The sequence below is a fragment of the Methylovulum miyakonense HT12 genome, from assembly GCF_000384075.1.
GTDB classification, from domain to species: Bacteria; Pseudomonadota; Gammaproteobacteria; order Methylococcales; family Methylomonadaceae; genus Methylovulum; species Methylovulum miyakonense.
On the sequence record NZ_KB913025.1, the window covers coordinates 467,391 to 490,424 of the forward strand.

The window sequence follows — 23,034 nt, forward strand, 5'->3', positions numbered from 1 at the left end:
GTTTATTTACTCTGATTGAGCTGGGACCAATAGGTCAATATTTCTTCAAAAAGGATCTGTTTGTTGATGGTAGTTTCAAGGCGTTGGCGGCTAACAAGCAGCAAATCATATAGGCCATAGAGTTTTTTTAGCGCTAAGCCCTGGGCCAGGCTGTGCAGGGTTTCATTCAAGTCAGGGTTAAATAGGTTGCCAGGTTGCGCCTGATAAGCGCACCGAATCAAATCCATCACCCATGAGCTAAGCCAAAACAGCAACTGGGGTTCAGGCAAAGCCAGCCAGCTTTCGGCGACGATGACCGGATGCGTTTGCTGTTTGGCGATGTCCAGCCAAGCCTTGAAGCAGCTATTCCGCAGTTGTAGAGCGCCCTGGTTGGCATACTCCAACGCCAGTAAGGGTGCATTTTGCGCCAGAGCCAACAACACAGGCAAGTCTGCCGGTGAAATATTTGGGTTTTGTTGGCTAAGCCAAGCGCTTAATTGTTCCTGGCCAACAGGGGCAATCGCCATTTTTTGGCAACGGCTGGCAATTGTCGCCGGCAATTTGGCAGGTTGATTGCTGATTAAAAGGATTACGGTGCGTTCGGTCGGCTCTTCTAAAGATTTTAAAAACGCGTTCGCCGCTTGGATGTTCATGGCGTCCGCCGGATTGACCAAAACGATACGGGATTTTTCAAACTGGGGTTTCAAGCTAATCCGCGTGATCAGGGTGCGGATTTGATCTACGGTAATCGGTTTACCAGTTTCTTCCGGCTGGATGGCGATAAAATCGGGGTGGGTTCCGGCGGCAAACAGCAGGCAACTGGTGCAGTTTCCACACGCCAGGCCGTCGTTATCAAGATGCCCACATAACAAGCTATGGGCAAATTGCCTAGCGAGCTGCTGCTTGCCGTAGCCTTTCTTGCCCGTAATCAACAGGGCTTGTGGAATGCGTTGCTGGATAATGTAATGGTGTAGCTGCGCCCAGTTTTGTTGCTGCCACGGTAACAGCTTCATCGTAACAGGATCCGTAGCGTTTCAGTGATGGCCCGTTGCACCTCCACTAGGGGCTGGTTGGCTTTAATCAGCTTGATGCGGTGTGGGTGCAATTCCATTTGCAACAAATAACCGCGCCTGGCCCGTTCGAAAAAGCTGACTTTTTCCGCCTCAAACCGGTCAATTACCGCACGGTTCCTGACCCGTGCCATACCGATTTCAACGGGCGCGTCGAGCAACAAGGTTAAGTCAGGCCTCAAATGGCCTTGTACAAAATGCTCCAGCCATTCAATCGTGCTGACTTTCATATTGCGTCCGCCACCTTGGTAAGCATAGGTCGCATCCGTAAAACGGTCGCTCAACACCCAATTGCCTTGTGCCAAAGCGGGTTCTATAACATGCTTGATGTGCTGCGCCCTAGCGGCAAACATCATCAGCAATTCAGCCTGTTCGGTGACAGTTTCACTGTTTGCGTCCAGCAATAAATGGCGGATTTTTTCGGCCAATAGGGTTCCACCCGGTTCGCGGGTGACAACGACAGGAATGCCGTATTTTTCTAAATGTTCTTTGATAAACGCCAGATTGGTGGTTTTGCCAACCCCTTCCACCCCTTCCAACGTTATAAATTTGCCGCGTATCATTTTTTCTTCCTCTGAAACTCATTCACCGCCTGATTATGCGCTTTTAATGTCGCAGAAAAAACATGTGTGCCGTCGCCTTGCGCAACAAAATAAAGGTTTTCGGACTGGTCGGGGTGCAAGGCGGCTTTAATCGCCTCTTGCCCCGGCATGGCGATAGGCGTGGGGGGCAGGCCGTCAATCACATAAGTATTGTAAGGCGTCGGGGTTTTTAAGTCTTGATAGCTGATGTCACCTTGATAATCTTTGCCGATACCGTAAATGACCGTCGGGTCGGTTTGTAAGCGCATGCCTAATTGCAACCTACGGACAAACACGCCTGCGATCAGGGCCCGCTCGGATTTGGCGGCGGTTTCCTTTTCGATAATTGAAGCCATGATCAGGGCCTCGTAGGGGGTCTTATAGGGCAATTGTTCGGCTTTATTGCGCCATTCCTGATCAATGACCGTCTGCATTTTCGCATAGGCCCTTTGCAGCAACGCCACATCGGTCGTGTGTTTTTCAAAAAAATAGGTGTCCGGGAAGAACAGGCCTTCGGGATGCCGTGTTGTAGCGCCCAGCTTCAACATTAATGCGTCCGTATCGGAAGCGTTGAGCGTATGTTCGAGATGCGGGTCTTGCTCGATCTCCTGCCAGATCTGCCGGAAACACCAGCCTTCAGGAAAAGTGATGGCATAGTGCTTGGTTTTGCCTGACACCAACAAGGCCAAGAGGGCTTGCATGGTCAATCCTGGCGTCAATTCATATTCGCCTGTTTTCAGCTGTTTAAAAACCCCTTTCTGCACGGCCAACACCTTAAACCACAAGGCATTAAGCGGCAATTGTCGGGCCAGCAATAAGCTGGTGATACGCGTAAAAGAATCACCTTTGACAATTTCTATCGTGACCGGATCGCTGGTTGTTATTAAAGGCTTGTTGATCTCATGCTGATAATCCAGCCATGCCCATATACCTATGCCAGCCAAGACGAAAACAACAAGGCCAATTGCTTTATTTTTCAACATCAAGGCCTACGACTTTAAACTTCATCAACCACGCTTGAATTTGCCGCGTCATTGGCCCCACTGGAAATTGGCTGTTTTCAATTTGCCTAACTGGCCAGATGCCGATGATGGCATTGCTGAGAAAAACTTCGTCGGCGGATAAAAGCTCCGCTTTTGTATAATTATGTTCGATGACATGGAGTGCCTGTTGCGGGCAAAGACTAATGATCACTTGGCGCATAACGCCAGCAACCCCTGAATAGGCCAGTAATGCGGTATACAGGGTATTATTTTTGACATAAAAAAGGTTGGTCATGGTGCCCTCAATCACTTGGCCATTGAAATCGAGCATAATGCCTTCTTGAATCAGGGGATTTGACCATTCGGCCCTCGCCAAGACCTGCTCAAGACGGTTCAAATGCTTGATGCCCGCTAAGGCCGGATTTAAGCCTAGCCGGGTATCGCAGAAACGGGCGACAATGCCGTGCTCTTGGTATGAACGTGGATAATCAGGGAATGGATGCAGGCTTAAAACGCGGGAAGGTTCGATGGCGTCAGGTGGCCGGTAGCCCCGGCCACCTTTGCCCCGTGTGATGATGAGCTTTAACACGGCCTGTTCCGCCTTCGGCACCCGCTTGCAAAACACGCCTATCTCAGAGACAAGCAGCTTTATATCCGGAGGCGGGAGATGCAGCCGCTGGCAACCTGTTTGTAGCCGCTGTAAATGGAGATCCAGGAAAACAGGTTGTTGCTTGGATATTTCGATGGTTTCGAACAACCCATCGCCATATTGGAAACCGCGATCCGCTACATCAAGCGTTGTAGTGGCTTTGCCGTTGACAAGATACATAGTTGACAGAAAGCACCATTGTCAATGCAGCTATCCGTAACGTTTAAATATCAACGACCCGTTGGTACCGCCAAACCCAAATGAATTGGACATGGCAATATCAATTTTCATATTTCTGGCAGTATTCGGCACAAAATCAAGATCGCATTCAGGGTCTTGATTGTCCATGTTGATGGTTGGCGGGGCAATTTGGTGCTTGATGCTCAATGTTGTGAGCACCGCCTCAATGCCACCGGCCGCACCCAACAAATGCCCTATCATGGACTTGGTCGAACTGACCGCCACTTTATAGGCATGGTCGCCTAATGCGGCTTTCATCGCTTTGGTTTCGCCTAAATCACCTGCCGGGGTTGATGTGCCATGCGCATTGATGTAATCGACTTGGTCGGCATTCAAGCCCGCATCACGCAAAGCCAACTTCATGCACCGCGCCGCACCTTCACCGCCTTCTGATGGCGTGGTGATATGGTAAGCGTCACCGCTCATGCCAAAACCCACCAATTCGGCATAGATATTCGCTCCACGGGCTTTGGCGTGTTCCAATTCTTCAAGGACCACCACGCCGGCACCATCGCTTAATACGAAGCCGTCACGGTCTTTGTCCCAAGGGCGGCTGGCGGCTTGCGGGTCATCATTACGGCGTGACAAGGCTTTAGCTGATGCAAACCCCCCCATTGCTGTGGGTGAGGAAGTGCATCGCTCCGCACCGCCCGCCAACATGACATCGGCATCACCGTACATGATTAAGCGGGCGGCATCACCGATATTGTGTGTGCCCGTGGCACACGCAGTGACAATGGCATAGTTAGGGCCTTTCAATCCGTACTTGATGGAAAGGTTACCCGAAATCATGTTGATAATATTACCTGGCACGAAAAACGGGGAAATCCGGCGTGGGCCACTTTTATCATAGGTGGCATAACATTCTTCGATACCCGTGATACCACCAATACCGGAGCCGATTGCAACACCGATCCGCTCAGCATTGGCTTCAGTGACTTTGATGCCTGAGTCTTCAAACGCCTGGCAACCCGCAGCAATGCCATAATGGATAAAGCCATCCATACGTTTGGCATCTTTATCAGCGATGTATTGGCTAATGTCAAAATTTCTTATAACGCCACCAAATGTGGTTGCAAAAGGCGAAATATCAAATGAATCAATGGAACTAATACCGCTTTTACCATCAATAATGCCAGCCCAAGTTTCGGGGACAGTGTTAGCTAAAGGGGTAACAGCACCCAATCCAGTTATAACAACCCGACGTTTGCTCAATGTCATGTACCGTAAGAAATCAAGAAAGGAATTAGAAGGGGAAGAGAATTAGTGGATGAAACCAGTCCATCCACTAGATGGCTATCAAACGTGTTTTTCTACGTAATCGATGGCTTGCTGGACGGTAGTGATTTTTTCAGCATCTTCATCTGGAATTTCACATTCGAATTCTTCTTCAAGCGCCATCACGAGTTCAACTGTATCAAGAGAATCAGCACCAAGATCATCCACAAAAGAAGCATCTGTCGCTATATCTTCCTTAACACCCAGTTGCTCCGCAACAATCTTTTTTACCCGTTCTTCAATGTTACTCATAATTATTATCCTCAAACAATGTAAGCTTTCTTTGTGCGCTTACAAAAGTATTGTTGTTAGTTTTACTAGAAATCCCGTCTCCGGCAATTCCAGACGGTGGGGAAATTATACTTTCATATTACAATAATGTCACAATTTTAAGGCATAAACATACCACCGTTGACATGCAGTGTTTCTCCGGTGATATATCCAGCCCCTGATGACGCCAAAAAAGAGACGGCATGGGCAATCTCTTCGGCATTACCCAAACGGGCGAGCGGAATGCCCGCCAACAATTTGGTTTTGATATCGTCATTCAACTCCCTGGTCATATCGGTATCAATGAAACCAGGGGCGACGGTGTTGACGGTGATGTTCCGCGAACCGACTTCTTTAGCCATCGATTTGCCAAAACCAATCATTCCGGCCTTCGCCGCCGCGTAGTTGGCTTGCCCGGCATTGCCAGTTGCCCCAACCACCGAGGAAATATTGATAATACGTCCGTATTTTTCTTTCATCATGCCGCGCAACACGGCTTTGCACATGCGGAACACGGAAGTCAGGTTGGTATTGATAATATCATCCCACTCCTCATCTTTCATGCGCATCAGCAAGTTGTCACGGGTAATCCCGGCATTATTGACCAAAACCGCAGGCACGCCAAATTCGTCATTGACGGTTTTGATAAATCCTTCTATCGACGCGGCATCCGCCACATTAAGCTTGACGCCTTTGCCGAGCCCGCCCAGATAAGCGGAAATCGCGTCGGCGCCATTATCAGTCGTGGCCGTACCCACGACAAAAAAGCCATCCGCAGCCAAGCGTTCGGCAATCGCCCTGCCAATACCCCGGCTGGCTCCGGTCACCACTGCGAGTTGCTTAGTTTTCATAATGCAGTATCTCCGCTTCTTGTGCTTCCAATAAGTTATCCAACGTTTCGGCATCATACAGGGCGAAATGCCCGGCATGTTTAGCAATCCGTTTATTTAGCCCTAACAACACCTTACCAGGCCCGCACTCAACAAAACTGGTGACACCTTGTAGCTGCATGAACTCAATGGTATCCACCCAACGCACGGGCTTGTACAACTGCTCCGCCAAGATGTTTTTTATCTCCAAGGCGTCGCTATGCACCGCCACATCCACATTGTGGACCAATTTCGCTTTAGGCCGTGTGACCGGGATATCCGACAGGAACCCGCCCAGCCTCTCGGCGGCAGGTTTCATTAATGCGCAATGGGACGGCACGCTGACAGGTAAAGGCAACGCGCGTTTCGCACCTTTGTTTTTAGCCGCCACCATAGCCCGTTCCACCGCCGCCAGATGGCCTGCAATGACCACTTGCCCAGGGGTATTGAAATTGACAGCGGAAACAATCTCATCACCTGCCGCTTCAGCACATACCGCTTCGACATCCTGGTCGCTCAACCCTAAGATGGCGGCCATGGCCCCCACGCCTTCGGGCACGGCTTCCTGCATCAATTGCCCCCGCACAGCAACCAACTTGATGGCGTCTTCAAATGCCAGGGCTTCGGAACAGACCAATGCCGTGTATTCACCAAGGCTATGGCCCGCCATCCAAGCCGGGCGCACCGGGCTTAGCTTGCACCAAATGTCCCAAACCGCCACGCCAGCAGCGAGCATAATCGGCTGGGTATTGTGCGTTTGGTCTAGCTCATTGTCAGGGTCTACAGTAACAATACGCCACAAATCCTTGCCCAAAGCCTCGGAAGCCCGTGCAAACGTATGTTTGACTGCGGAATAGTGGGCGGCCAAATCAGTTAACATGCCAACCGATTGGGAGCCCTGCCCAGGAAAAACAAAAGCCATATTAGTGGACTGATCGCTCATAACTATTTTTATTGTTTTTATAAAGTTAATTAATATCTGATAAGCGCGGAACCCCAAGTAAAACCTGCCCCAAACGCTTCCAGCAACACCACTTGACCCCGCTGTATGCGCCCATCACGGACAGCTTCATTAAACGCCAGCAACACCGACGCCGAAGACGTGTTGCCCTGGGTTTCCAATGTCACGACCACCTGGTCCATAGACATTTTCAGCTTTTTGGCGGTGGCGGCAATAATGCGGATATTGGCTTGATGTGGCACCAGCCAGTCTATATCCGTCTTATCCATATCATTGGCTTCCAGCGTTTCGTCAACGATACGGCCTAAAGTATTGACCGCCACTTTAAACACTTCATTGCCACGCATAATAATATATCCGGCCTCTTCTTCGCTTTCTTTGGCCGCCGCTTGCGGATTGGGGCAATACAACAAATCCTCGTATTCGCCATCCGAATGGATATGCGTGGACAAAATGCCTTTTTCTTCGGCAGCCTGCAACAGCACCGCCCCCGCACCGTCACCAAACAGGACGCAAGTGCTACGGTCAGTCCAATCGACAATGCGCGAACAAATTTCCGAACCGACCACCAAGACGGTTTTCGCCGCACCGGACTTGATGTACTGGTCAGCAATGCTCAAACCAAAGATTGAACCGGAACAGGCGGCTTGGACATCGAAAGCAACGGCGTTCTTTATGCCCAAACGCTGCTGCAATAAACAGCCTGTGCTCGGATAAACACGGTCAGGCGTCCCGGTTGCCACAATAATCAGATCAATTGTTTCCGGATCACAACCAGCAACCTCTATGGCCTGTCTGGCGGCGATTTCAGCCATGCTTGAAGCGCTTTCGTGGGCGGCGGCGATACGGCGGCTTTTAATGCCAGTACGCTCATGTATCCAACTATCGGATGTTTCCACCGTCAGAGAGATTTCTTCGTTAGTCAACACTTTTTCCGGCAAATAGCCGCCCGTGCCTATCACCCTTGAATAATGGCTCATATACTTTCCCTTTGAGCTAAGACTAATTGGATTTGCTCGCTGACTTTTCTGATCACGTCATTTTTTGCTTCAATTTCCGCCAATTGTATCGCCGTTTTAAAGGCCAACACATCCGCCCCGCCATGACTTTTAATCACTAAGCCACGCAAGCCTAAAAAACTCGCGCCATTATAACGCCGTGGATCAATACGTTTTTTTAATGCCTTAAGCACAGGATAAGCCGCCAAAGCCGCCATACGGGTCAACAAATTTTTGCCAAAGGCTTCTTTCAACGAGGCGCTCATCATTTTTGCCGCCCCTTCAATAGATTTCAGGGCGACATTGCCGACAAACCCGTCAGCGACGATCAAATCCACTTTCACATTGCCGGCGGTCAAGGAGTCGCCTTCGACATAACCGATATAATTCAGCGAGGAATTTTCCAGCAACTTCGCTGCCGCCTTGACTTGCTCGTTGCCTTTAACTTCCTCTTCGCCAATATTCAGCAAGCCTACTTTTGGACGGTCAATATGCTCGATGGCCTTGACCAATTCCGCGCCCATAACGGCAAACTGGAACAAGTGTTCAGCGGTACAATCGACGTTCGCCCCCAAATCCAAAGCATGGGTATGCCCGTAAATGGAAGGCAAGGTCGACACGATAGCCGGACGGTCCACCCCTGGGATCATTTTCAAAACAAAACGGGCCGTCGCCATCAATGCCCCCGTGTTACCGGCACTGACACAGGCATCAGCAACCCCATCGCGCACCAAATTGATGGCGACCCGCATTGACGAGTCTTTTTTATTTTTTAACGCCTTGGATGGCGATTCGTCCATAGCCACGCATTGTGAGGCATGATGGATGGACAACCGCCCTTGATAGTCAACCAATGCTTGCGCCAAATGTTGCTTAAGCAAAACCTCGTCGCCAACCAAAATCAGCATCAAGTCCGGATTATCCTTTAAGCAATCTAATGAGGCAGGCACAGTCACATCAAGACCGTAATCCCCGCCCATTGCATCAATTGAAATTGTTAAACCCACTCTGCCTGGTGACCCCGCCATAAATTAAAAAAGCCGAACCCGCAAAGGTTCGGCGCATCATCAGGTATTGGAAAATACCTTAGTCTTCTTCAACAACGGCACCAACAATTTGGCGGCCTTTGAAATAACCGTCGGGAGTCATGTGGTGGCGCAAGTGCATTTCACCGGTGATAGGGTCTTGGGTCAATGCGCGGCTAGTTAACGCATCGTGTGAACGGCGTTGGCCACGTCTTGAACGTGATACTTTACTTTTCTGAACGGCCATTAGGAATCTCCAGTATTTTTTAAATTGGCTAAGATGGAAAAAGGGTTTTCACGGGATGATGGTTTCTCATCCACAAATGATTCTGCTTTGTTAGTTGGTATATCTTTTTCAAAGTGGCTGGTCTCAAAACAAGCGTGCTGATGTTTTGGAAATGCCGGCAAAGCCAGCAATACCTCTTCTTCGACAATGTCCTTAAGCAAGATGGTTTTGCCTTCAAGCATCAGCGGCTCAAACTCTTCGGGCAACTTATCCGCTTGCTCTATAGAGGTGACGATGCCTAATTTGACTTCGCTATTGACAGGCCATTCCAATGCTTCCAAACAATTCTGGCAGCGCAGTTGTAAAACGGCCTCTAAGCGGCCATCAATCGTTGCCAACCGGCCTTCGCGTTGAAAAAAAAGTTCAATAGCAACCGACCCCGAATCATCGGACAGCAAGTCTGCCAAACGCTTCAGGTTATGCAAAGGGATTTGGCCCTTTAACACGCCTCGTTTGTCGGCGAGATGCAAAGGGTCTATGTATTCAGGTAATCGAGCTAACATAACCGCACAATGATATATGGAAACATCAAAAGCGTCAAACATTCAAAATATAAAGCATTTTTAATGTATTGGGCATGCCCCGCCCATCAACAGGCGGCATTGTAACCGGCCATCATGAGGAAGCACATCAACAGATTCGTCCAGCGATATACGGCACGGCAACTTCCCATATTACCCATTTGACCGGGATGGGCGCATCCGCTTACGCCCGCACCCTAAACAGCACCGTCCCCATAACCTTTACCTCTTGAATCCTAAATATTTTATAGCCGTTAAAACCGTATAAAAATATCACTACATTATTTTGACAAACCCCATAAGTAATTTGACATAAGTTAAAGGGTATAAAATATAAGCTTTTTGAGCCACCGCCCCCATGCCACGTTTAAAATTTGTCCGGCCACTCAGCGACACAGACAAGCAAGAGTTGGATGCGCTTTACAAGACCCACCCAAACTTTAAGGTGCGAAGACGCGCCCACGCCTTGTTGCTGAGCGGCAGCGGGCATACGATAAACCAGCTACAAGCCATTTTCCAGGTTGACCGTGACCCTATCAGCCAGTGGATCAACCGCTTCAACGCGCAAGGTGTCGGCGGGCTTGGGGATTTACCGCGCTCCGGGCGTCCACCGATTTACACGCCCGAAGAAATCGCACTGTTCCGGGCCCAATTGGACGAAGAACCGCGCCAAATCAAGCAGGCCCAAGCCCTTCTGGAGGCCCGGACCCGGAAAAAGTCGGCGACCGGGACGTTAAGGCGCATTTTAAAAAAACCGGTTATTCATGGCGGCGGTGCAGGCGCTCCGTAAAAAGCAGGCGTTGTGCCGAGGGCTTTGCCAAGGCCAAGGACATCCAAACCGCCCTGAAAAAATGGGACGATGAAGACAAAATCAGCCTGTTCTATTTTGACGAATCCGGCTTCAGCACCGCGTCCTCCGTGCCTTACGCCTGGCAACCCAAAGGCCAGACGTTGGAAATCCCCTGTTTCCATAGCCAGCGCCTCAATGTCCTGGGGTTTGTTTCCCGGGACAGCCGGTCTTTTTTCCACACCGTTGAAGGGAGCGTCAAAACTGAACAGGTGGCCGGGGCCTTCGACCTGTTTGCCGCACACTATGGCGACGGCTACGCCGTCCATAAAAAACCGTGCGTCGTCATTATTGACAACGCTTCCATGCACACCAGCCGCGCCTTTTTGGCACGCCGCGACGACTGGATGGCGCAAGGTGTCGTGTTGCATTATCTGCCGCCCTATAGCCCTGAAGCACATAACAGATTCGTACCAGCGATATACGGCACGGCAACTTCCCATATTAACCCATGTTGACCCGGATGGGCGCATCCGCTTACGGCCCGCACCCCTAAACAGGCCACCGTCCACCATAACCTTTCAAACCGGCGTTGAATCCTAGATATTTTATAGCCGTTAAAACCGTATTAACACATATCATACATTCCGCGATTTTTGACAACCCCCATAAGTAATTTGACATAAGTTAAAGGGTATAAAATATAAGCTTTTTGAGCCACCGCCCCCATGCCACGTTTAAAATTTGTCCGGCCACTCAGCGACACAGACAAGCAAGAGTTGGATGCGCTTTACAAGACCCACCCAAACTTTAAGGTGCGAAGACGCGCCCACGCCTTGTTGCTGAGCGGCAGCGGGCATACGATAAACCAGCTACAAGCCATTTTCCAGGTTGACCGTGACCCTATCAGCCAGTGGATCGACCGCTTCAACGCACAAGGCGTCGGCGGGCTTGGGGATTTGCCGCGCTCCGGGCGGCCACCGATTTACACGCCGGAAGAAATCGCGCTGTTCCGCGCCCAATTGGACGCAATAGCGTTAGAGACTGTGAAAGTATTCGGTTTAGGAGTCAAAAAACATGTTTTTTGACTCCTATAATTAATAAAAATCAATTAGTTATAAAGTGACATTCGGACAGTTTTTGAATACTTTCACAGTCTCGTTAGCGTATTGCACCCTACAAAAAGCGTCTTACGAGTTAAGCGTTACCCAAAATCTGCCGCGCTGACTGGATGGCTGCTTTGACGGTTTCCGGCGCAGTGCCGCCGATATGCCGACGCGCCGCAACCGAGCCTTCCAAAGTCAAATACGCAAACACGTCCTCCGTGACCAATACCGAAAACCCTTGTAATTCGGCAAGCGTCAGCTCGGACAAATCGCGCTGGGTTTCCAAACCCAAACGCACCGCCAAGCCCACTACTTCATGCGCATCACGGAAAGCCATGCCTTTACGCACCAGATAATCCGCCAAGTCGGTGGCGGTGGCGAAACCGCGTTTGGCGGCTGTGTACATATTGGCCTTTTTCGCCGTGATATGCGGAACCATGTCGGCGTAAGCACGCAAGCAATTGATCAGCGTGTCGGCGGTATCGAACAGTGGTTCTTTGTCTTCTTGGTTGTCTTTGTTGTAAGCCAAGGGCTGGCTTTTCATCAACATCAGCAAGGCCACCAAATGCCCCGTCACCCTGCCGGATTTGCCACGCACCAGTTCCGGCACATCGGGGTTTTTCTTTTGCGGCATGATGGACGAACCCGTGCAAAAGGCATCGGGCATGTCGATAAAATCGAATTGTGCGCTAGACCATAGGATCAATTCTTCCGAAAACCGCGACAAGTGCATCATGATGAGGCTGGCGACGGCGGCGAATTCGATGGCGAAATCACGGTCGCTGACGGAATCCAGCGAGTTGGCGGACGGGCGGCTGAAACCTAACAGTTCGGCGGTCATAAAGCGGTCTATCGGGTAGCTAGTCCCCGCTAGAGCCGCCGCCCCCAGAGGCATGACGTTAATGCGTTTGGCGCAATCATCCAGGCGTTCGCGGTCACGGCGCAGCATTTCAAACCAGGCCATCAGGTGGTGCCCGAAGGTGATCGGCTGGGCGACTTGCAAATGCGTGAAACCGGGCATGATGGTGTCGGCGTGTTGTTCCGCCAAATTAAGGATGGCGGTTTGCAGGCGTGTCAATTGGGCGGTGATTTGGACAATTTCACTACGCAAATACAGGCGGATGTCGGTGGCGACCTGGTCATTGCGCGAACGCCCGGTGTGCAGTTTTTTCCCCGCAACGCCAATCATGTCGGTCAACCGCGCTTCGATGTTCATATGGACATCTTCTTGCTTGATCGACCAGACAAATTCGCCGTTGCTTATTTCCTTGCCGATTTGTGTCAAGCCACTGATAATGGCATCCCGTTCCGGCACGGTCAGGATGCCGCAAGCACACAACATGGTGGCGTGGGCAATGGAACCTTGGATATCCTGATGCGCCATACGCTGGTCAAAATCCACCGAAGCGGTGAAAACTTCAACGAAGGCGTCGGTCGCCTGGGCAAAACGGGCACTGGAAAGCTTTTCGGAATTAACGGAAGTCATAATATTTTTAAAGCACCTGGAAAAATGCGCTGATTATACCGTTTAGCGGCCTATGTGCATCAAAATCCGTAAGAAAACCACCCATGTTGCCACGCATTTTGGCTAACGGCCGTCACAATAAAGTCATATTGATGACCTATGATTAAGCCACCGTTTTTACTGTAAAACCCGCATTTTTGGCGACATCATAACGGCAACTGGCAAGCCCCGTCTTGGCCATCATAATTGCGGGGAACCCCAGGCTGGACACCTTAACGTAATTGTGCCGTCATCATGCCACTCCAGGCCATCCTTAAATCAGCGCGTAGCCATCATTATGAGCAAAAAACCTAAAGCACCCTACAAAGCCGTATTCATCTCTGACATTCACCTTGGCACCCGTTCGTGCAAAGCCGAGTTTTTGCTGAAAACCTTAAAGAGGCTGGCTTTTGATGAAATTTATCTGATCGGCGACATTATTGATGGCTGGAAAATCCAGCGCGGCTGGTACTGGCACCAGCACCACACGAATTTTCTAAGAAAAATCCTAAAATATTCAAAAAATAAACGGGTTGTGTATATTGCAGGCAACCATGATGAATTTTTGCGGAATTTTCTATCACATGGTGACTTGAATGTCGGCAATGTGGAAATTTACGATGAGATGGTCTACACCACCGCCACCGGCAAATCATATTTGCTGACACATGGCGACAATTACGACATTGTCACGCGTTACCATAAACAAATCGCCGTGCTGGGGGATATAGGCTATGAAAGCTTACTGACGCTTAACCGCCATTTCAACTGGCTAAGACGGCATATGGGCTTTGGTTACTGGTCATTGTCAAAGTTTGTCAAAAACAAAGTCAAATCAGCGGTTTCCTTCATCACCCAATTTGAAATTGTAGTTGCCACCGAATGCCAAGGCCGCCAGCTAGACGGGGTGGTTTGCGGCCACATCCATTCCGCCGCCAATAAATACATTGAAAACATCCATTATTTAAATTGCGGGGATTGGGTGGAATCTTGCACCTTAATTGCCGAAGACTGGAATGGCGAATTCCATATTATCGAATACAGTAAACTGATGGAAAGCTTCCCGGCTCTAACGGAACTGGAAGATATGGCGGAAGAAGCGTTGGGCTGAGAGATAACGTTGATTTGCCAGGAGCGGGTTTAGCCCAGGCAAATCAACCCAATCGGGAACGACGTGTTATTACACTAAAACGGCTATCAAAATTTAGACAAGTCAACCTTCAATACATTGACGCCTTCCCAAACCGTCTCAATAAAATTGGCGTCCATTTTCGGCATCCCCTCTTGCAACCATTGCACCAGTATTTTGGCGATATTCGGGTAGGTGATGTGGATAGCATGGTTATCATGTAGCCAATTTTCAATTGCGGAGACATCCATGTCTTGCATGGTGTGCCCATAACCCAATTCTTTCAATGCGGCGGCATTCGATATTTGCTCCATTTGTGAATGCAAAGGCTTAACCAGGATTTTTTTACCTAACTGCAGGGCTTCGCTGGCCAACTCAAAACCCGCATTACTGATAATGCCCGCGCAATCATATAAGTCATTTTGAAAACCAGTGCGCGACAAGGGATTACAAGTAATGTGGTCAAAATTGGAAACGGCGACGTCAGGCGAGTAAATGTGGAATTCAAATTGCCTGAAGTTTGCCAACAAATTGATGACACTATTTTGATCTTCAAACGGCAGATAAACGATAATTTTATTTTTGTTAATTTTTTCCGGCGTTTCCGGGGTTTCTATAATGGGCGGCAATATCGGTTGGCCAAAATGGTGCCAATGCAAACCCACCCCAACATCGGCAGGCGCAAAGTACTTCATCACTTGGTTGGCAATCGGGTCGCTTCCGGCCCTAGGAATCGGATAATTGAAAGCGTATTGATGGCCAATACCTAACACTGCTTTTTTCTGCCTTTTTGCGGCCCACGCGGTCACTGGTTCAAAATCGGTAATCACATGGTCATAACCGCTTAAATCCAAAGCCCTTATATCTTTAATAAAGGTAATTGGCTTTACATCGCGGGCGGTTTTTAGGTAGCTGACCTGCCCTTTTTCGGTGTTGAAGGTCAATCCCGTACGGACTTGATAGTTATTGAAAACATCCATATCAAAGAACTTATCCAAAGCCCTCCCGGTAAATTGGAACGATACCTCTATCCCTGCCAGCTGCAACTCCTTTGCCATGACCCTGGCGCGCGTAATATGCCCATTGCCTGTACCTTGAACTCCGTAAAAAATTCTCATTAGATAATTTGTCCTAAACTAAAAATTGCTGTGCCAATCCCCAAAACGCCGCCCATTAATGTATCTGTTGGGAAATGGACGCCCAAAACCACCCTAGAAAAACCAACCAACACCGCCCATCCATAAAGCGGTATCATAAAGACCGGAAAAAAATAGCCTAGCAATGTCGCCATCATAAAAGCGGCAGAGGTATGCCCGGAAGGAAAACTGAATTTATCCGATGGTTTAATGATGCTACGGAAATTTTTTAGTGCCGCTTCGGGTCGGCTACGTTTAAAACCATTCTTTAATATGAAATAAATGGGCCTTTCTAATAAAAAAGCCAACAAAATGGCACGCAAAAGCGGGCTCTCGATGCCATCAACAAAATAAAGCAAACCAATAATCAACGTATAAAGTTGGCCATCACCTGTTTTTGATAGGTACCGGCTAATATTTGACAGCGTATGGTGTATCCCGGCATTGACCAGCCAAGTGAACATAAATACGTCATACCTATGGATAGATAGTAGTAGTTTCATTTCATTATCCTCTCAGACAGAATTCTGCAATGATTTTCCTGTGCCCTTTACGGTTAAGGAAACCACCAGTTTTTTGTTTTAATTATTATGAAAGGGAGAGGTTAAAGCTGTTCTGTGACAAAGAAATGAAGACTTGTTTACGGTTCCATGACAATTGCACTCACCTAAAGCCGAATGGCTTAATGTCATGAAAACATTGATTTTTCATAAAACATCTCTTACCGTACAAAAGCCTTGGGCATATGCCAGATAAAAATAGATGGCGGCAATAGTTTTATAAGCCCCCGATGGGGACTGGCATCACGCGGTGAAATTTAAGGACTAAGGCTAGAAAGATAAAACAGGTTAATTATTAATTACTTAATTCATTTTAGCGGGGGTACGCACCGATAATTATTGATGCTTTGGTACGGGACGAGTAACAAATGCCATCACCTAGATGGCTGCCATGTTCAGAAATTGACGCGGGCAGGAAAGCTTTAGGATGCATCAAGCACAAATAGCCCCATCGGCCTATGGGCGGATCAAATTTTCCTAAGCAAATTTTCAAGCCATGCCATTGGTAAAATATGCTTTAGAAAAACCAACAAGTACGTTGGAAAAGTGACGTAATACCGGATTTTAGGCCTTTTCGCTTCCAATGCATGGATGACCTTATTGGTGACGGCTTCAGGGGGCAACGTAAACGCCGCCGCAGCACCCTCTTTTTGCAGGCGGGCTTCAATGGCACAGTAGGCAGCTTGGTGATAACTGCGGCTAGGATCGATGTGCTGTTTATACAGCGCAAAAGCATTTTTTCTAAAATCGCTGAGTATCGGGCCTGGCTCAATGAGCGAAACTTGGATATTCGTACCATACAATTCTAGCCGTAAAGTGTCCGCCAAACCTTCCAACGCAAATTTGCTGGCATTGTAAGCACCCCGATAACCCATTGCGACCAATCCTAAAACCGAACTATTGTAAATGATACGCCCATGCCCTTGTGTCCGCATCACGGGAATTAATAAGTTCGTCAATTCATGCGTACCAAACAAATTGGTTTCAAACTGATGACGCAAGACATCGCGGCTTAAATCCTCGACCGCACCAGGCTGGCCAAATGCCGCGTTATTGAACAAAGCATCTATCTTGCCATCAGTCATCCCAAGGATTTTATTAACGGCAATCCGGATACTTTGGCTATCAGCCAGATCCAATTCGACGGCGGAAAAACCTTCTTCGGCCAGACGGTTAACATCGGCTTGTTTCCTTGCTGCCGCAATGACATGATGCCCGCGTTTTTTTAATATCTGGGCGGTTGTATAACCGATGCCACTAGAACAGCCAGTGATGAGTATAATTTTTGGCTTGTCCATTGGCTATTGTTTGGCCAATTGGTTCTGGTCAAAGTAAAAGCTCTTCGTGTTTGAGCAATCCACCAAGAATACCAGCAGATCTTTGGTGGACCTTTCATTTAATTCTGAAGATTCGACACGGTTACACTGGCCTGACGCCAAAGCTTGTTGTGCTGCAATTCCCCGTAGGCGTTCAATTTCAGCCAACCTTCCTTCATAGCGTTTGACTAAAGGCGTCAATTTCTCCAACTCATACGGTGGAATGGCGAAAGCGGAAAATTTGTTTGGGTTCTCTTTTATTAGCAGTTGGTTTTTTTTACTTTCATTAATAATTTGCAGTTTACGCAAGTTTTCTTGCTGTTCCTCAAGTTGCTTATGCTCAAGCTCCTCTTGTTCTTTTTGGGCTTTTAGGATTTGTAGTTTTTTTTCTTCATCCAAATCCACGGTTTTCCCCGTTGTCAGGTCTATTTGGATATTCTTATAACCTTCTGAACATGGGCTTGAGCGGTAGACTTTGTTGCCGCTAGCATCGGTGCACTTGTAAACTTCAGCGGAGACGCCCATGGTAAATAGACTTGTCAATATCAGTAATAGGAATTTCATTTGTTTGCCTGGTGGTTTGATCGGAAGTTAACGATTGGCTTGATTATTATTGTTATTCTACGGTAACGGATTTGGCAAGGTTTCTGGGCTGGTCCACATCGGTGCCCTTGAGTACGGCGACATGGTAAGACAATAACTGCAACGGAATGGTATAAAGTATGGGCGAAATTTCATTTTCGACTTGCGGCACTTTAATAATCTGGATATTGCCCTCCGCAACCGGGACTAAAGTTTCGTCCATAAATACGATGAGCTGGCCACCACGGGCGCTGACTTCCTGCATATTGGATTTGAGCTTTTCCAATAAGCTATTGTTCGGTGCAACGGTTATCACTGGCATGTCGGCATCTATTAAGGCCAAGGGGCCATGCTTAAGCTCTCCGGCCGGATAGGCTTCTGCATGTATATAAGAAATTTCTTTCAACTTTAATGCCCCCTCCATCGCTATGGGATAATGGGCGCCCCGTCCTAAAAATAAAGCGTGTTGTTTTTCAGCGAATTGTTCTGACAAGCGTTTGATTGCACCATTCAACTGCAAGACCTTTTCGATTTCTCCGGGCAAACGGAACAATTGGGCGGTCATTTTTTGCTCTGTCTGCCCCGTCAAATGAAAGCGTCTGCCGACGGCAATCACCAACAGCATCAATGTGGCAAGCTGCGTAGTAAAAGCCTTGGTTGAAGCCACCCCAATTTCAGGGCCGGCACGCGTCATCAGCACCAAATCGGATTCCCTGACTAAGGAGCTTTCAGGCACATTACAGATAGTTAATGAATATTTCGCGCCGAGTTTTTTGGCTTCTTGCAGAGCTGCCAACGTATCCGCCGTCTCACCGGACTGGGAAATGGTGACGATCAAAGTGTCCGCAGCCAATACAGGTTTCCTATAGCGGAATTCGCTGGCGACTTCAACTTGGCAAGGCACCCGTGCCAATTCTTCAAACCAGTAACGCGCAACCAAACCAGCATGATAGCTAGTTCCGCAGGCTAATATCTGGACAGCTTTTATATTGTCAAATACCTCACTGGCGTTATGCCCGAATGAATTTTCCTGCAAACGGTTATTGATAAACCGGCCTTCCAAGGTTTGCGCAATGGCAAACGGTTGTTCATGGATTTCTTTCAGCATGTAATGCCGATAATTGCCTTTATCCACGGCATCGGGGCTAAGTTGGCTTTCTATGATAGGACGGTTGGCCACTTGATCCAGGGCGTCGTAAATCTCCACCGAGTCCAGATGCAAAGCGGCAACATCCCCTTCTTGAAGAAAGATAAACCGTTGCGTGACAGGCAATAAAGCGGCCACATCAGAGGCAATAAAATATTCGCCGATCCCGACACCTATCACCAAAGGGCTACCTTTCCGGCAGGCAACCAACACATCGGGTTCATCGGCATTGACGATACCTAACGCGTATGCGCCTTCCAATTTCCTTACCGTATGCTTGACCGCATCCAGTAAATTATTGGCGCCCTGCAATGCATTAAAGACTTCATGGACGATCACTTCGGTATCTGTTTGGGACGTAAACTCATGCCCTTGCGCTAACTGGGCAGTTTTGAGCTGCTCATAGTTTTCAATGATGCCATTGTGGACAACGGCAATTTTATTGCCGCTGACATGAGGGTGGGCATTGGCCGTGCTCGGTTTGCCATGGGTCGCCCAACGGGTATGAGCAATGCCAATTGTCCCTGATATAGGGTCGGCATGGAGCAAGGCTTCCAGTTCCTTTACTTTGCCTAATTCCCGTTTGCGATATAACTCAAAATTGTTAATGACCGCCAAGCCGGCCGAATCGTAGCCACGGTATTCCAATCTTTTCAAGCCTTCCAATAAAATAGGCACAACATTACGTTGGGCAATACCACCCACTATTCCACACATGGTTAACTCCCCTTTTTGACAGGACGTTGCCAACCGGCAACTGAAAGCTGTTTCGCCCGACTTAAGGTCAATTGGTTATCGGGGGTATCGCGGGTAATGGTCGACCCCGCACCGATGGTGGCATTATTACCTATAGTCACCGGGGCAATCAATTGGGTATCTGAACCAATAAAGGCGCCGTCGCCGATAATAGTCCTAAATTTATTTGCACCATCATAATTACAGGTAATAGTCCCTGCACCAATATTGACATGGCTCCCGACGCTGGCATCACCTATATAACTGAGATGGTTGATTTTGCTAGCTTCGGCAATGGATGACTTCTTGATTTCGACAAAATTACCAATATGCACATTCGCCGCCAATACGGTTTCAGGGCGTAAACGTGCATAAGGGCCAACACGGCTGCCCTGCCCTATCACGGCATCCTCGATCACACAGCAAGAGAATATCTCGACATTATCGCCTATGACGGCATTTTTAATTTGCGTGTTTGGGCCAATTTTGACGTTATTGCCTATACTAATTTTGCCTTCCAGAATAACGTTAACGTCAATTTCTATATCTTGCCCAAGGCTATCCAAAGAACCGCGCAAATCAAACCGAGAAGGATCCCTTAAAGTCACACCTTGCGCCATAAGATATTCTGCCTGTTCTTGCTGGTACACCCGTTCCAATTGCGCCAATTGCGCACGGTTGTTTACCCCCATCACCTCTTCAGTGGTTTGCGGCTGGCTAGTGACGATACTGATACCTTCAGCAACCGCCATTTCAATGATGTCGGTCAAATAATACTCACCTTGGGCATTATCATTTTTCAATTGCCCAAGCCATTTTTTTAATTGCCCGCCCATTACCGCCATAATGCCCGTATTGACTTCTTGAATGCGTTTTTCTTCAACTGAAGCATCTTTTTCTTCTACAATTTTAATGACTTGATGCCCCGCATCCCTGACTATCCTTCCATAACCAGCCGGTATGTCAAGATTTACCGTTAATAAAGCAAGGGCTTTATAGCTGACATCCAATAATAACTGTTTGACCGTAGATAGCTTTAACAGCGGCACATCGCCGTATAAAATTAATACGGTGTCATTATCGGCAATATAGGGGCAGACTTGTTGGACCGCATGGCCTGTCCCCAATTGCTGCACTTGCTCTATCCAATTGACATTAAAGGAGGAGGCTAACGATTCTTTGACCAGCCCGGCTCCGTGGCCAATAACGATTTGGATACCATTATCGTCAAGCTGGTTACTTAGGTCGTAAACGTGTTGCAATAATGGCTTGTGGGCAATGTTATGTAGGACTTTAGGCAATTCTGAACGCATACGGGTGCCTTTGCCTGCTGCGAGAATAATGGTGGTGATTGTCATTTCATATCCTATTAAACAAATAAGGCCCGATAGCGTTTACACGTTACCGGGCCTTATAAAATTTATCATCATGATTGCTAGTTTTTACAATCAATCTTCACTGCTTTGAATTACTCGCCGCGTTTTCTAAGCCTATCCAATGTCCTCAATTGCATAATTGCTTGCAGCAATTGCGCATGGGCAGACTCGTAATCAATTTTCCCTGTTTTATCGGCCAAGGCTTCTTCGGCCCTGGCTTTGGCTTCCATCGCTGCCGCCTCATCAATATCTTTAGCCCTAATCGCGGTATCCGCCAAAATAGTGACCAAATGCGGCTGAACCTCCAGCATACCGCCAGAAATGAAGAACGGATAACTTTCTTTATCCGTAACCTTCACCCTAACTTCACCAGGGTTCAACTTTGTGATGAAAGGCGCGTGACGCGGGGAAATACCTACTTCGCCTAATTCAGCAGGTGCAAATACCATTTCCGCTAAACCGGAAAAAATTTCTTTTTCTGCACTTACGATGTCTACATGTACGGTCATGGTCATTTGGATTACCTAAACACTGACATTAAGCCTTCATGGCATTGGCTTTTTCCAACACTTCATCAATGGTGCCTACCATGTAAAAAGCTTGTTCTGGAATCGCATCGTACTCGCCGCTAATAATACCTTTAAAACCAGCAATGGTATCTTTCAAAGAAACATATTTTCCTGGTGAACCAGTGAAAACTTCGGCGACAAAGAAAGGTTGTGACAAGAAACGTTGGATCTTACGGGCTCTGGCAACCGTTTGCTTATCTTCTTCAGATAATTCATCCATACCCAAAATCGCAATAATGTCGCGCAACTCTTTATAACGTTGCAAGATACCTTGGACTTTACGGGCAACATCGTAATGCTCTTGACCGATGACCAAGGGGTCTAGCTGGCGGCTAGTCGAATCTAATGGGTCAATCGCAGGATAAATGCCTAGTTCAGCAATTTGTCGTGATAATACGACGGTCGCATCCAAGTGCGCAAAAGTTGTTGCAGGCGATGGGTCTGTCAAGTCATCCGCAGGTACATATACCGCTTGAATCGAGGTAATAGAACCTGTTTTGGTTGAGGTAATACGCTCCTGTAATACACCCATTTCTTCAGCCAGTGTTGGTTGGTAACCTACCGCTGATGGCATACGACCTAACAATGCCGACACTTCTGTACCCGCCAAGGTATAACGGTAGATGTTATCTACGAAGAATAATACGTCACGACCTTCGTCACGGAAATATTCCGCCATAGTCAGGCCAGTCAACGCTACGCGCAATCTGTTTCCAGGCGGCTCGTTCATCTGCCCATAAACCAACGATACCTTATCAATAACGTTTGAGTCGGTCATTTCGTGATAGAAATCGTTACCCTCACGAGTACGTTCACCAACACCCGCGAACACGGAATAACCGCTATGCTCAATAGCAATGTTACGGATCAATTCCATCATGTTAACGGTTTTGCCTACACCCGCACCACCGAACAAACCAACTTTACCCCCTTTGGAAAAGGGGCAAACCAAGTCAATAACCTTGATACCCGTTTCAAGCAATTCATTTGCAGCCGCTTGCTCTGCATAACTCGGTGCTTCCCTATGGATGCCCCATTTGACTTTTTCCCCAATCGGGCCTTTTTCATCAATCGGCTCGCCAAGGACGTTCATAATACGGCCTAAGGTTTCTTGCCCAACAGGAACAGAAATAGGGCCATTGGTATTATTAACCACCAAATCCCGGCTTAAGCCGTCGGTGCTACCCATCGCAATTGAGCGGACAACACCATCACCGATTTGCTGTTGCACTTCCAACACCAAACCATTTCTTTCTACAATTAAAGCATCATAAACTTTGGGCAATTCTTCACGTGAAAATTCCACGTCGACGACCGCACCAATAATCTGAACGATTTTACCCGAACTCATTAAGTTGTCCTCTTAGTTTTTTATCA

General features: G+C 48.1%; 26 protein-coding genes. 5 read left to right on the forward strand and 21 right to left on the reverse strand.

Translation table 11 applies throughout. The features are described from left to right. Nucleotides 1-2 precede the first annotated feature (2 nt). From METMI_RS0102380 to METMI_RS0102435, 12 genes are all read right to left on the reverse strand, one after another. Nucleotides 3-992: a DNA polymerase III subunit delta' gene (locus METMI_RS0102380; RefSeq protein ID WP_019864604.1), complete on the reverse strand. Its 990-nt coding sequence runs from the start codon at nucleotides 990-992 to the stop codon at nucleotides 3-5. Then, complete coding sequence (gene tmk / locus METMI_RS0102385) at nucleotides 989-1,612, reverse strand: dTMP kinase (RefSeq protein ID WP_019864605.1); 624 nt, start codon at nucleotides 1,610-1,612, stop codon at nucleotides 989-991. Before tmk ends, METMI_RS0102380 begins: the two co-directional genes overlap by 4 nt. Beyond that, nucleotides 1,609-2,613, reverse strand: coding sequence for an endolytic transglycosylase MltG (gene mltG / locus METMI_RS0102390; protein ID WP_019864606.1), 1,005 nt, complete (start codon nucleotides 2,611-2,613; stop codon nucleotides 1,609-1,611). The genes tmk and mltG overlap by 4 nt, the downstream gene beginning before the upstream one ends. Then, on the reverse strand, nucleotides 2,600-3,442 hold the full coding sequence (gene pabC, locus METMI_RS0102395; RefSeq protein WP_019864607.1) for an aminodeoxychorismate lyase: 843 nt from the start codon (nucleotides 3,440-3,442) through the stop codon (nucleotides 2,600-2,602). Before pabC ends, mltG begins: the two co-directional genes overlap by 14 nt. Nucleotides 3,443-3,472: 30 nt before the next feature. After that, nucleotides 3,473-4,717, reverse strand: coding sequence for a beta-ketoacyl-ACP synthase II (fabF, locus tag METMI_RS0102400; protein ID WP_029151443.1), 1,245 nt, complete (start codon nucleotides 4,715-4,717; stop codon nucleotides 3,473-3,475). An 84-nt stretch (nucleotides 4,718-4,801) separates the two neighbouring features. Next, on the reverse strand, nucleotides 4,802-5,032 hold the full coding sequence (gene acpP / locus METMI_RS0102405) for an acyl carrier protein (protein WP_019864610.1): 231 nt from the start codon (nucleotides 5,030-5,032) through the stop codon (nucleotides 4,802-4,804). Between the two features lie 137 nt (nucleotides 5,033-5,169). After that, nucleotides 5,170-5,901, reverse strand: coding sequence for a 3-oxoacyl-ACP reductase FabG (gene fabG, locus METMI_RS0102410; RefSeq protein WP_019864611.1), 732 nt, complete (start codon nucleotides 5,899-5,901; stop codon nucleotides 5,170-5,172). Continuing rightward, nucleotides 5,891-6,862 (reverse strand): ACP S-malonyltransferase, encoded by a 972-nt coding sequence (gene fabD, locus METMI_RS0102415; RefSeq protein ID WP_029151444.1) that lies wholly within the window; start codon nucleotides 6,860-6,862, stop codon nucleotides 5,891-5,893. Before fabD ends, fabG begins: the two co-directional genes overlap by 11 nt. A gap of 29 nt (nucleotides 6,863-6,891) precedes the next feature. Beyond that, the gene (locus tag METMI_RS0102420) at nucleotides 6,892-7,860 is read right to left on the reverse strand and encodes a beta-ketoacyl-ACP synthase III (RefSeq protein WP_019864613.1); all 969 of its coding nucleotides are present in this window, start codon (nucleotides 7,858-7,860) and stop codon (nucleotides 6,892-6,894) included. After that, complete coding sequence (plsX, locus tag METMI_RS0102425; protein WP_269634416.1) at nucleotides 7,857-8,885, reverse strand: phosphate acyltransferase PlsX; 1,029 nt, start codon at nucleotides 8,883-8,885, stop codon at nucleotides 7,857-7,859. Before plsX ends, METMI_RS0102420 begins: the two co-directional genes overlap by 4 nt. A gap of 79 nt (nucleotides 8,886-8,964) precedes the next feature. Next, a complete protein-coding gene (gene rpmF / locus METMI_RS0102430; RefSeq protein WP_019864615.1) occupies nucleotides 8,965-9,150 on the reverse strand; it encodes a 50S ribosomal protein L32 in 186 nt (61 codons plus the stop codon). Then, nucleotides 9,150-9,692, reverse strand: a complete 543-nt coding sequence (locus METMI_RS0102435; protein ID WP_029151445.1) for a YceD family protein — start codon at nucleotides 9,690-9,692, stop codon at nucleotides 9,150-9,152. The genes rpmF and METMI_RS0102435 overlap by 1 nt, the downstream gene beginning before the upstream one ends. A 74-nt stretch (nucleotides 9,693-9,766) precedes the next feature. Between METMI_RS0102435 and METMI_RS26685 the strand changes: the two genes are divergently transcribed. The 4 genes from METMI_RS26685 to METMI_RS22995 all read left to right on the forward strand — a co-directional run bounded on the left by METMI_RS26685 (nucleotide 9,767) and on the right by METMI_RS22995 (nucleotide 11,585). Beyond that, nucleotides 9,767-9,943, forward strand: a complete 177-nt coding sequence (locus METMI_RS26685) for a hypothetical protein (protein WP_156829750.1) — start codon at nucleotides 9,767-9,769, stop codon at nucleotides 9,941-9,943. Nucleotides 9,944-10,068: 125 nt separating this feature from the next. Beyond that, nucleotides 10,069-10,500, forward strand: coding sequence for a helix-turn-helix domain-containing protein (locus METMI_RS22990; protein ID WP_019864175.1), 432 nt, complete (start codon nucleotides 10,069-10,071; stop codon nucleotides 10,498-10,500). Between the two features lie 128 nt (nucleotides 10,501-10,628). Then, nucleotides 10,629-11,015 (forward strand): transposase, encoded by a 387-nt coding sequence (locus METMI_RS27355; protein ID WP_198008002.1) that lies wholly within the window; start codon nucleotides 10,629-10,631, stop codon nucleotides 11,013-11,015. A gap of 210 nt (nucleotides 11,016-11,225) precedes the next feature. After that, nucleotides 11,226-11,585 (forward strand): helix-turn-helix domain-containing protein, encoded by a 360-nt coding sequence (locus tag METMI_RS22995; RefSeq protein ID WP_019864619.1) that lies wholly within the window; start codon nucleotides 11,226-11,228, stop codon nucleotides 11,583-11,585. A 109-nt stretch (nucleotides 11,586-11,694) separates the two neighbouring features. Here the strand turns inward: METMI_RS22995 and argH are convergent, their stop codons facing one another. Continuing rightward, entirely contained in the window at nucleotides 11,695-13,089 is a 1,395-nt protein-coding gene (argH, locus tag METMI_RS0102455) for an argininosuccinate lyase (protein WP_019864620.1), read from the reverse strand. Between the two features lie 316 nt (nucleotides 13,090-13,405). Here argH and METMI_RS0102460 point away from each other — a divergent pair, with 316 nt between their 5' ends. Beyond that, complete coding sequence (locus METMI_RS0102460) at nucleotides 13,406-14,218, forward strand: UDP-2,3-diacylglucosamine diphosphatase (RefSeq protein ID WP_019864621.1); 813 nt, start codon at nucleotides 13,406-13,408, stop codon at nucleotides 14,216-14,218. A gap of 86 nt (nucleotides 14,219-14,304) precedes the next feature. Here the strand turns inward: METMI_RS0102460 and METMI_RS0102465 are convergent, their stop codons facing one another. The 8 genes from METMI_RS0102465 to atpD all read right to left on the reverse strand — a co-directional run bounded on the left by METMI_RS0102465 (nucleotide 14,305) and on the right by atpD (nucleotide 23,008). Next, nucleotides 14,305-15,354: an MJ1255/VC2487 family glycosyltransferase gene (locus METMI_RS0102465; RefSeq protein WP_019864622.1), complete on the reverse strand. Its 1,050-nt coding sequence runs from the start codon at nucleotides 15,352-15,354 to the stop codon at nucleotides 14,305-14,307. Further along, nucleotides 15,354-15,743 (reverse strand): phosphatase PAP2 family protein, encoded by a 390-nt coding sequence (locus METMI_RS0102470; RefSeq protein ID WP_232215168.1) that lies wholly within the window; start codon nucleotides 15,741-15,743, stop codon nucleotides 15,354-15,356. The genes METMI_RS0102465 and METMI_RS0102470 overlap by 1 nt, the downstream gene beginning before the upstream one ends. A 656-nt stretch (nucleotides 15,744-16,399) precedes the next feature. Continuing rightward, nucleotides 16,400-17,230 (reverse strand): SDR family oxidoreductase, encoded by an 831-nt coding sequence (locus tag METMI_RS0102475; RefSeq protein ID WP_019864624.1) that lies wholly within the window; start codon nucleotides 17,228-17,230, stop codon nucleotides 16,400-16,402. A 3-nt stretch (nucleotides 17,231-17,233) separates the two neighbouring features. Next, complete coding sequence (locus METMI_RS0102480) at nucleotides 17,234-17,812, reverse strand: DUF4124 domain-containing protein (RefSeq protein ID WP_019864625.1); 579 nt, start codon at nucleotides 17,810-17,812, stop codon at nucleotides 17,234-17,236. Nucleotides 17,813-17,864: 52 nt separating this feature from the next. Beyond that, nucleotides 17,865-19,694 carry a glutamine--fructose-6-phosphate transaminase (isomerizing) gene (glmS, locus tag METMI_RS0102485; RefSeq protein WP_019864626.1) on the reverse strand — a complete coding sequence of 610 codons (1,830 nt, stop codon included), beginning with the start codon at nucleotides 19,692-19,694 and terminating at the stop codon, nucleotides 17,865-17,867. Nucleotides 19,695-19,696: 2 nt separating this feature from the next. Further along, nucleotides 19,697-21,070: a bifunctional UDP-N-acetylglucosamine diphosphorylase/glucosamine-1-phosphate N-acetyltransferase GlmU gene (gene glmU, locus METMI_RS0102490; protein WP_019864627.1), complete on the reverse strand. Its 1,374-nt coding sequence runs from the start codon at nucleotides 21,068-21,070 to the stop codon at nucleotides 19,697-19,699. 110 nt (nucleotides 21,071-21,180) lie between these two features. Continuing rightward, nucleotides 21,181-21,603, reverse strand: a complete 423-nt coding sequence (locus tag METMI_RS0102495; RefSeq protein ID WP_019864629.1) for a F0F1 ATP synthase subunit epsilon — start codon at nucleotides 21,601-21,603, stop codon at nucleotides 21,181-21,183. A gap of 22 nt (nucleotides 21,604-21,625) precedes the next feature. Next, on the reverse strand, nucleotides 21,626-23,008 hold the full coding sequence (gene atpD, locus METMI_RS0102500) for a F0F1 ATP synthase subunit beta (RefSeq protein WP_019864630.1): 1,383 nt from the start codon (nucleotides 23,006-23,008) through the stop codon (nucleotides 21,626-21,628). Nucleotides 23,009-23,034: the final 26 nt, after the last annotated feature.